Origin of the sequence: Micromonospora sp., from assembly GCF_048594385.1 — a bacterium.
Classification (GTDB): Bacteria; Actinomycetota; Actinomycetes; order Mycobacteriales; family Micromonosporaceae; genus Micromonospora; species Micromonospora wenchangensis.
The window spans coordinates 1-9,876 of sequence record NZ_JBMDWU010000199.1 but is presented as its reverse complement, the minus strand read 5'-3'; the positions used below and the strand labels follow the sequence as shown (position 1 = coordinate 9,876).

Here is a 9,876-nt window from a genome sequence, read left to right as displayed (position 1 = left end):
CGTCGGGGTGGCCGGACGATGGTCCCGCCACCCCGACGGGACGTCCCGACGGGCCGCCCCGAACGCCCTATCCCCCGGCGGGGACGCCCGCCGTGACCGCCCGCAGGTGCCGCAGACCGTCGGTGGCGAGCCGGTCCTGCGAGGGGGCCAGCGGACGCCAGATCGCCGCCGCCGTGGCGATCGTGTCGTTCTCCCCCGTGAACGACTCGATGCAGACCGCACCCCGGTACCCGGTGGCCCCCAGCACCGCGAAGAACCGCGGCCAGTCGAAGTGGTCCGCGCCCGGGGCGCCCCGATTGGTGCCACTGACCTGGACGTGCTTGACGTACGGGCCGGCGGCGGCGAGCGCCGCGTACGGATCGGACTCCTCGATGTTCATGTGATATGTGTCGATCATGATGCCGACGCTCGACGGCAACCCGTCGATCAGCTCGATCGTCTGCGCGACGGTGTTGACCACGCTCGTCTCGTACCGGTTCAGCGCCTCCACCCCGATGCTCACGCCGCACTCGCCGGCCTGCTCGGCCACCGGCGCCAGGGCCCGCCGGAAGTCCGCGTGGCAGGCCGCCCGCGCCGCCGGCGACATCCGCCAGGTACGCCCCACCGAGGCGTACACCGGGCCGCCCACACAGGGTGCGCCGACCGCCGCCGCGCTCGCCACGCACCCCCGGAGGTAGTCGACAGTCGACTCCACCACCGCCGGGGCGGCGTCGACCAGCTCCCGCCCCGGCGGGGTGACCGCGCAGACCGCCGCCGCGACCAGACCGTGCGCGGCCAACAGGTCCCGGGTCCGGGCCGGATCCCAGTCGCCCGGCTGCTCGATCGGCAGCTCCACCGCGTCGAAGCCGAACGCCGCGATCCGCGGCACCAGCGTGGCGAGGGCCTCGTCGTCGACGGGCGACGCCCACACCCAGGGGTTCACGCCGAAGGCGTACACCGGGCCTACTTCCAGCGCTGCGGGTAACCGGGCAGGTCGGTGCAGCCGCACATCGCGTAGTGCAGCGGCGGCATGCCCGGGTCGAGGTACCGGTCCAGGTTCTCCTGGGTGATGGTCGGCTGGGGCAGCTTCCACGGGTTGGCCACCTGCTGCCCGTCGAGGATGCGCAGCGCGGCGATGACCGGCGTACGCCACTGGTACGTCGGGTACGTCGGCGCGATCGCGGTGAGGCCCTTGTCCTTCCAGACCTTCAGGAAGTCGAGCTGGTCCTCGCCGTTGATCGGCGGCACCGGCTTGCCCGCGTCCTGGAACGCCTCGACCGCCGCGACGGCGACCGCGCCCGCGTCCATCCACACGCCGTCGATGGTGCCGTACCGCTGGAGGTAGTCGTCGACGATCTTCTTGGTCTTGGCCGGGTCGCCGTCGGTGAACTCGACCCCCACCACGTCGACCTTCGCCTTGTCGAACGCCACCTTCGCGGCCGACCAGCGGGTCTCCAGCACGTCGACGCCGGGCAGGATGCGCAGGGCGAGGACCTTGCCGCCCGGTTTCATCTGCTGGCTGACGAACTCGGCCCCGACGTGGCCGAAGCCGTAGCCGCCGATCGGGTTGACGAACGTCACCGGGCACTTCGTGCTGACCCCACGGTCGAAGACGACCACCGGCAGCCCCGCCTTGCAGGCCGCCTCGACCGCCGGGGTGAGCGTGGCGGTGGTGTTCGGCGAGACGATCAGCGCGTCGCAGCCCTTGCCGAGCAGGTCGTTGATGTCGGCGATCTGCTTCTGGTCCTTGCCCTCGGCGTCGACGTGCACGAACTCGCTGATCCGGCTGCCCTGCGCGGCCACCTCGGCCTGCATGGTCTTGAACCCGACCTGCCGCCACGGGTTGTTCAACGCCGCGTTGGAGAAGCACAGCTTGTGCGGCCCGGCCTTCTTGAACTTCGTGGTGTCCACCATGGTCGGATTGAGCATCTGCTCCCACGGCTTGTCCGCCGGGCCGGTCGGGGTCGCACCGAGCAGGGCCAACTCGGCGTCGTAGTCGGCCTGCACGAAGAACTTCGACTGTTCCCCGGTGCCGGAGCCGGCGGCCGAGGTGGAACCGCCCGCCGGCCCCCCGCCCGGTTCGTCGGTGGCGCAGGCGGTCAGGGACAGCAGGGTGACGGCGGCCAGCGCCGCCAGGCAACGTCGCACTATGTTTCCCCTTATCGAGACGACGAACGGGTAGCCGAGACCGCCACGGCGAGCAGGATGATCGCGCCCTGGACGGTGGACCTGAGGGCGCCGGAGACGCCGTAGAAGTTCATCAGCGCGAAGAGCAGTTCCAGGGAGAGCGCGCCGAGCATCGCGCCGACGACCGAGCCGCGGCCCCCGCCCAGCGCCACGCCACCGAGCACCACCGCGGTGATCGCCCCGAACTCCAGGCCCGCCCCGGCCTGGAACGACACCCCGCTGTAGCCGCCGAGCAGGATCGCCGCCACGGCCGCCGCGAGCCCGCTGAGGACGAAGGCGACCGTCCGGGTACGCCAGACGCGTACCCCGCTCAGCTGTGCGGTGCGCGCGTTGTCGCCGACGGCGACCAGGGTCCGGCCGAAGTCCGACCGCATCAGCAGCACCGCGAGCGCCGCGACGACCACCAGCACCAGCAGCGCGTACGGCACCCGGCCGAGCAGCGGCACGTCCTCGATCGCCCGCCGGCCGAACCGGCGGAACTCCTCGGAGAGCCCGCCCTTCGGCGCGCCGTCGGACCACAGGTAGACCGCGCCGACCAGGATCAGGAACATGCCCAGCGTGGTGATGAACGACGGCACCCGCAGCCGCGTCGTGACCAGCCCGTTGACCAGACCGACCAGCGCGCCGAAGACGAGCAGGAGCAGCACCACCGGCCAGGTGCGGGCCGGGTCGCTGTCGATCAGCCGGGCCGCCACCACCACCTGCGCGGTGACCAGCGAACCCACCGACAGGTCGAACTCACCGGAGACGATCACGAAGTACTGGCCGGCGGCGAGCAGGATGACCGGCGCCGAGCGGCCCAGGAAGGACATCAGCGACGGCGGGTCGAGGAAGTCGGGCTGCCGGATGCCGATGAGCACCAGCAGCACCGCGAGGAGGGCCAGGATCGGCAGCACCCCGCCGGGGCGTACCCGCGGGCGGATCGGGGACAGCGCACGACGCGCGACGGTCGGCATGGTCAGGACGCCGCCTTCCGCAGGGCCCGACGGGCGTAGACGGCGACCGCGACGATGATGATGACGCCCCGGATCACCTGCTTGAAGAAGGCGTCCACCTCGAGCTGGTTGAAGATCGCGTCGATGCTGGCGAGCAGCAGCACCCCACCGACCGTGCCGACGACCCCGCCCCGCCCACCGGCGAGCGCGGTCCCGCCGATCACCACCGCCGCGATCGACTCCAGGTCGTAGAGGCCCTCGGTGCCCACCCGGGGCGCACCCGAACCGAGCCGGCTGGCCAGGTAGATCCCGGCGAGCCCGGCACACAGCGAGCACAGCACGTGGGCGGTGACGAGGACCCGGTCGTTGCGGACCCCGGAGAGCCGGGCCACCTCCGGATCACCGCCGACGGCGACAAGGTGGTGCCCGAAGCGGGTCCGCGACAGCGCGAACCAGACCGCCCCGGTCAACGCCAGCAGCAGCAGGAACGACAACGGCACCGGACCGACCCGCTGGTAGCCCAACGACTGCACCAGCGCGGGCGAGGTGGCCCCCGCCGGTCCGTCGTAGTTGCTGTCGAGGTACCCCTTGAGCAGCAACCCCACGCCGAGGGTGGCGATGAACGCGTTGACCCGGAACCGGGTCACGAGCAGCCCGTTGAGCAGCCCGACCCCGGCGCTGACCGCGAGCGCCAGGCCGACCGCCGGCAGCAGCGCACCGTCGCTGCCGTTCATCGTCTCGGCCGCGACCAGGGTGCTCAGACTGATCACGTACGCCACCGAGAGGTCCAACGACCCGCCGAGGATGACAAGCGTCTGACCGACGGCGACGAGCCCGAGGCCGGCGGCGACGTGCAGCAGGCTCACCGTCGTGGCCTGGTTGAACAGCTGCCCGCCGTCGACCAGGACGACCAGCCAGCCGACCGCCAGGGTCAGGGCCAGCGCCACGAACACCCCCGGCACGGGGCGTCGGGCCGGCAGCAACGACAGGGCGCTCACCGGTTGATCTCCGTTCGCGGTTGCGGGGCTCGCAAACCCGGCTCATTCCTCGCACTCACCGGTCCGTCTTTCGTTCGCGACTGCGGGGCTCGCAAACCCGGCTCACTCCTCGCACTCACCGGTCGCTCTCCGTTCGCGGCTGCGGGGTGTGGCCGACGGCGAGGGTGACGACGTCCTCCTCGGTGGCGTCGGCGGGCAGTTCGCCGGCGATCCGGCCGTCGCGCATGACGACGATCCGGTCGCTCATCCCCAGCAGCTCGGGCAGGTCCGACGAGATCATCAGCACCGCCGCGCCGTCGCGGGCCAGCCGGCGGACGAGGTCGTGGATGGCCGACTTCGCCCCCACGTCGATGCCCCGGGTCGGCTCGTCGAACAACAGCACCCGTGGGTCGAGCGCCAGCCAGCGGGCCAGCACGACCTTCTGCTGGTTGCCGCCGGACAGGAAACGGATCTCCTGGTCGTCGCCGGCGGCGCGGACCTCGACGGTGGCGAGCAGGTCGCGCACCCGGCGGGCACGGGCGGCGTGCCCGGAGCGGGCCGGGAAGACGGCCCGCCCGGCGAGCAGCGCGTTGTCGAGCACCGACTGCCGGGGCACGATCCCCTCCCCCTTGCGGTCCTCGGTGACGTAGGCGATGCCGGCCCGCATCGCGGTACGGGGCGAGCGCAGCCGCACCGGCCGGCCGTCCAGCCGCACGTCGCCGGTGGTGAACGGGGAGACGCCGAACAGCGCACGGGCCAGCGCCGAGCGCCCGGAGCCCTGCAACCCGCCGACACCGAGCACCTCGCCGGCCCGCAGGTCCAGGTCGACGGCGCGCAGTTTCCGGTTGCCCGCGCCCCGGACGGTCAGGCGTACCGGGCCGAGGTCGTCGGGGCCGGCCCGGTCGGGGTAGTAGCTGGACAGTTCCCGGCCGACCATGTGCCGGACGAGGTCGTCGGTGCAGGTGTCGGCGGTGGCCACGGTGGTGACCCGGCGGCCGTCCTTGAGCACCGTGATCCGGTCGGACAGGTCGAAGACCTCGGTGAGCCGGTGCGAGACGTACAGCACGCCGATGTCCCGCTGCTGGAGCCGGCGGACCAGCCCGTAGAGCAGCTCGACCTCGTGGTCGGCCAGGGCGGCGGTGGGTTCGTCCATGATGAGCAGCCGGGCGTCCAGGGCGAGCGCCTTGGCGATCTCGACGACCTGCTGCTGCGCGACACCGAGCCGCCCCACCCGGGTGTCGGCGGCCAGGTCGGACTCACCGATCGAGGCGAGCAGGTCCCGGGTGCGTTCCCGCATCGCCCGTCGGTCGACCAGCCCGCGCCGGACCGGTTCGTGTCCGAGGTGGACGTTCTCGGCGACGGTGCGCTCCGGCAGCAGGTTGAACTCCTGGTGGATGATGCCGATCCCGGCCCGCTGGGCGTCGCGGGGACCCCGGAAGGCGCGGCGCGCACCGGCGACCTCGACGGTGCCCGCGTCCGGGGCGTACCCGCCGGAGACGATCTTCATGAGGGTGGACTTGCCGGCCCCGTTCTCACCGACGACGGCGTGTACCTCGCCCGGCGCGACGTCGAGGTCGACCCCGTCGAGTACGCGCACCCCGAGGAAGGACTTGCCGATGCCCCGGAGGGTCAGCAGCGGTGCCGGCGGCGGATCGGGCATCCCGGAAACCCTCACAGTAAGTAGTCATCGGCGTGGTTGATGTTCCGTGCCCGGCACGGTGGAGCTGCCGGCCGGTGAACTTTCGCTGTCGCTCGTGAGCGCTTACGTCGTCAAGGAGCAAACTTTCCTTGACATCGACGAAACATCACACGTATGAAGATAGATGTTTCGATGCCTGTCCACAATCCTCGATCTTCACGGGTCGCCGGTTCGAGCACCCGAACGGCGTCGATGCCGGGTCGGGGGGTCGACGCGCGCCCACGGTCAGACCGTCGAAACATCGAACCTTGCCCATTCCATTGACACTCATCGATGACTGACCCATCCTGGCCTCGCGGCCCACCGGGCGAGCACATCACCGACGTCACTCTCAGTGACGCAATGCGGGGCGACGGCCGTTGCGGCGGACGGCACGCCGACCCCGGGCAGCACGCCCGTGCCCGCCGTGCGTCCCGGCGTCCACCGGACGCGCGGGCGGGCCGTGGTCGCCACCGGAAGTTCCCGCCGACACCTAGGAGACGGCATGCGTCGCACCACGTTGCTCATCGGCATGATCGCCGGGCTGTTACTGTCGCTCGGCCTCGCACCACCCGCGTCGGCGGCTCCGGCCTTCCGCGCCCTGCTGTTCACCAAGACGGTGGGCTACCGGCACGACTCGATCCCCGCCGGGATCAGCATGTTCCAGCAGCAGGCGGCGGCGAACAACTTCGAGCTGGCGCAGACGGAGGACTCCAGCGTCTTCACCGCGGCCAACCTCGCCACCTTCGACGTGATCATCATGTTCCAGACCTCCGGCATGGTCTGGACCTCGGCCGCCCAACGGCAGGCCGTGGAGGGTTACCTCGCCAGCGGCAAGGGCATCGTCGGCATCCACAACGCCCTGGACATGGGTATCGAGGGCGAGTACCCCTGGTGGGACCAGACCCTCAACGGCGGCGCCCACATGCCCGAGCACTCCCCCGGCGTACTGCCCGGCACCGCCATCGTCGCCGACAAGCAGCACCCGTCGACGACGGGCCTGCCGGACCGGTGGAACCGCAGCGAGGAGTGGTACAACTTCGACAGCAACCCGCGCGGCAACGTGCACGTGCTGGTGACCGCCGACGAGCGGACGTACAACCCCGGCTCCCGGGCGATGGGCCCGGACCACCCGATCTCCTGGTGCCGCACCGCCGCCGGCGGGCGGGTGTGGGCCACCGCGATGGGCCACGCGATCGACTCCTACAGCGAGACGAACTTCCGCAACCACGTCCTCGGCGGCGTGAAGTGGGCCGCCGGCAACCTGCCCGGCGACTGCGGCGGCACCGTGTGGGGCAACTTCGAGAAGCGCACCCTGGACGACAACACGGTCGACCCGATGGCGCTGAACGTGCTGCCCGACGGCCGGGTGATGTACGTCCAGCGCGGCGGCCAGGTCAAGATCTTCAAGCCGAGCACCAACAGCACCGTGACCGCCGCCACGCTGAGCGTCTACACCGGCGGCGAGGACGGTCTCACCGGCATGGCGATCGACCCGAACTTCGCCACCAACGGCTACGTGTACCTGTACCACTCGCCAGCGAGCAGCAGCACCGACGTCAACCGCGTCTCCCGCTACACGCTGTCCGGTGACACCCTCAACCTGTCCACCGAGGCGCGGATCATCGACATCCCGGCGTACCGGGACCGCACGTTCCCCGAGCCCGGCCACACCGGCGGCTACATCGACTTCGGCCCGGACGGCAACCTCTACCTCGGCACCGGTGACGACACCCCGCCGAACCTCGACCCCAACTGGCAGGGCTACGCGCCGCTGGACTGGCGCGCCGGCAAGTCCAACCTCGACGCCGCCCGCAGCGCCGGCAACACCAACGACCTGCGGGGCAAGCTGCTGCGCATCCGCCCGTCGGACAACGGCGGCTACACCGTCCCGACCGGCAACCTCTACCCCCAGGGCACGGCGCAGACCCGGCCGGAGATCTACGCGATGGGTTTCCGTAACCCGTTCCGGTTCTCGATCGACCCGGCCAACGGCTGGGTCTACCTGGCCGACTACGGGCCGGACCGTAACCCGCCCACCACCAACCGGGGCCCGGAGGGCCTGGTCGAACTCAACGTGATCAAGTCGCCCGGCAACTACGGGTGGCCGTTCTGCCACGGCGACAACCAGCCGTACGCGCCGTACAACCCGGACACCGGCGTGGTCGGCGCCAAGTTCAACTGCAACGCCCCGGTCAACAACTCCCCCAACAACACCGGCCTGACCAGCCTGAAGCCGATCGTCGCCCCCAACATGTGGTACGGCTACGGCACCTCGTCGACCTTCCCGGAGCTGGGCTCCGGCGGCTCCGGCCCGATGGGCGGCCCGGTCTACCGGTACGACCCGGCGAACCCGTCGGCCACCAAGTTCCCGCCCTACTACGACGGCGTGCACTTCTTCTACGAGTGGTCCCGCAGCTACATCAAGGAGGTGCACTTCGACTCCGCGACGGCGGTGACCCGCACCAACACGTTCCTGCCCGGGGGACGGTTCAACAAGCCGATGGACCTGGAGTTCGGCAGGGACGGCTCGCTCTACGTGCTGGAGTGGGGCACCAACTTCGGTGGCGGCAACAGCGACTCCGGGCTCTACCGGATCGACTACATCCAGGGCGGCCGGTCGCCGATCGCCAAGGCCGTCGGTACGCCCACCAGCGGTCTGGCCCCGCTCAACGTCCAGTTCAGCAGCGCCGGCACCACCGACCCGGACCCGGGCAACACGCTGAGCTACCAGTGGACGTTCGGTGACGGCACCACCTCGACGGCGGCCAACCCGTCGCACGTCTACACCACCAACGGCAACTACACGGCGCAGTTGAAGGTCACCGACAACACCGGCAAGACGGGCTTCGCCAACGTCCAGATCACCGTCGGCAACTCCGCGCCGGTGGTCACCATCACCACCCCGGCCAACGGTGGCATGCTCACCTTCGGGGACAAGGTGTCGTACCAGATCAGCGTCACCGATCCGGACGGCGGCACGGTCGACTGCACCAAGGTGGTCGTCAACCCGGCGCTCGGTCACGACGACCACGCGCACGAGACCACCGAATACCCGGGCTGCTCGGGCACCATCTCCACCGACCTGCTCGGCGGGCACCCCGACGGCGCGAACCTCTTCTACGTGCTCAACGCCCGCTACACCGACAGCGGTGGTCCGGGCGGCTCGTCCCCGCTCACCGGCACGGCGCAGGCGATCCTGCAACCCAAGCACAAGCAGGCCGAGTACTTCAGCAGCAGCTCCGGCATCCGGGTCGTCGACGAGGCCGGTGCGGAGAGCACCCAGCGGGTCGGTGACATCTCCAACAACGCCTGGATCGCGTTCAACCCGATGAGCCTGTCGGGCATCTCGACGGTCAGCTACCGGCTGTCGTCGCCGTCCGGTGGCGGCACGATCGAGCTGCGGGCCGACTCACCGACCGGCACGCTGCTGGCCACCACCCCGGTGCCCAGCACCGGCGGCTGGAACAACTACCAGTCGACCGCGCCGGTGAACGTGGCCGCGTTGTCCGGTACGCACCCGCTCTACCTGGTGTTCAAGGGCAGCACGAACAACTGGTTCGACCTCGACTCGCACACCTTCGGCGGGGCGGGTGTCGGCCAGCCCGGCACCGGAACCGGAACCGGCGTGGCGGGGAAGACCTGGACGCTCACCGCGCTGCACAGCGGCAAGCTGATGGACGTCAGCGGCGTCTCCACCGCCGACGGCGCGCAGCTCACCCAGTGGGCGGCCACCGGCGGCAACAACCAGAAGTGGCAGGCCGTGGACGCCGGTAACGGCGCGGTCTACCTGAAGGCGGTGCACAGCAACAAGTGCGCCGAGGTGATCGGCGGTTCCACCACGGCGGGTGCGTTCCTCCAGCAGGCCACCTGCAACAACGGCAACTCGCAGAAGTTCACCGCGACGGCGACCACGACCGCCGGGGTCTACACGGTGCGCAACGTGCAGAGCGGGCTCTGCCTGGACGTCAACGGTGCTTCCACCACCGACGGCGCGCGGCTGTTGCAGTGGACCTGCCACAGCGCCAGCAACCAGCAGTGGCGGTTCACCCAGGTGTGACGCACGGTCCGCCGCCGTCACGCCAAAGGCACGCACGTGCCAGGCGCACAGGGCGCCCAG

6 protein-coding genes are annotated in these 9,876 nt (G+C 70.7%); 1 reads left to right on the top strand and 5 read right to left on the bottom strand.

The window, feature by feature from the left end; translation table 11 throughout:
* Nucleotides 1–67: 67 nt before the first annotated feature.
* From ACOJTC_RS10620 to ACOJTC_RS10600, 5 genes are all read right to left on the bottom strand, one after another.
* Nucleotides 68–937: a sugar phosphate isomerase/epimerase family protein gene (locus ACOJTC_RS10620; RefSeq protein ID WP_420116730.1), complete on the bottom strand. Its 870-nt coding sequence runs from the start codon at nt 935–937 to the stop codon at nt 68–70.
* Nucleotides 938–942: 5 nt separating this feature from the next.
* Entirely contained in the window at nt 943–2,127 is a 1,185-nt protein-coding gene (locus ACOJTC_RS10615; RefSeq protein WP_420116729.1) for a substrate-binding domain-containing protein, read from the bottom strand.
* A gap of 11 nt (nt 2,128–2,138) precedes the next feature.
* The gene (locus tag ACOJTC_RS10610) at nt 2,139–3,122 is read right to left on the bottom strand and encodes an ABC transporter permease (RefSeq protein WP_420116728.1); all 984 of its coding nucleotides are present in this window, start codon (nt 3,120–3,122) and stop codon (nt 2,139–2,141) included.
* 2 nt (nt 3,123–3,124) lie between these two features.
* Nucleotides 3,125–4,099: an ABC transporter permease gene (locus tag ACOJTC_RS10605; RefSeq protein WP_420116727.1), complete on the bottom strand. Its 975-nt coding sequence runs from the start codon at nt 4,097–4,099 to the stop codon at nt 3,125–3,127.
* Nucleotides 4,100–4,214: 115 nt separating this feature from the next.
* Nucleotides 4,215–5,738: a sugar ABC transporter ATP-binding protein gene (locus tag ACOJTC_RS10600; protein WP_420116726.1), complete on the bottom strand. Its 1,524-nt coding sequence runs from the start codon at nt 5,736–5,738 to the stop codon at nt 4,215–4,217.
* A 523-nt stretch (nt 5,739–6,261) separates the two neighbouring features.
* On the opposite strand from ACOJTC_RS10600, the gene ACOJTC_RS10595 reads away from it, so the two are divergent.
* Entirely contained in the window at nt 6,262–9,816 is a 3,555-nt protein-coding gene (locus tag ACOJTC_RS10595) for a ThuA domain-containing protein (protein WP_420116725.1), read from the top strand.
* The last annotated feature ends 60 nt before the right edge of the window (nt 9,817–9,876 follow it).

Coding starts and splice junctions, on each gene's coding strand:
- ACOJTC_RS10610 (WP_420116728.1), bottom strand. CDS start 3,122: ATGCCGACCGTCGCGCGTCGTGCGCTGTCCCCGATCCGCCCGCGGGTA.
- ACOJTC_RS10600 (WP_420116726.1), bottom strand. CDS start 5,738: ATGCCCGATCCGCCGCCGGCACCGCTGCTGACCCTCCGGGGCATCGGC.
- ACOJTC_RS10595 (WP_420116725.1), top strand. CDS start 6,262: ATGCGTCGCACCACGTTGCTCATCGGCATGATCGCCGGGCTGTTACTG.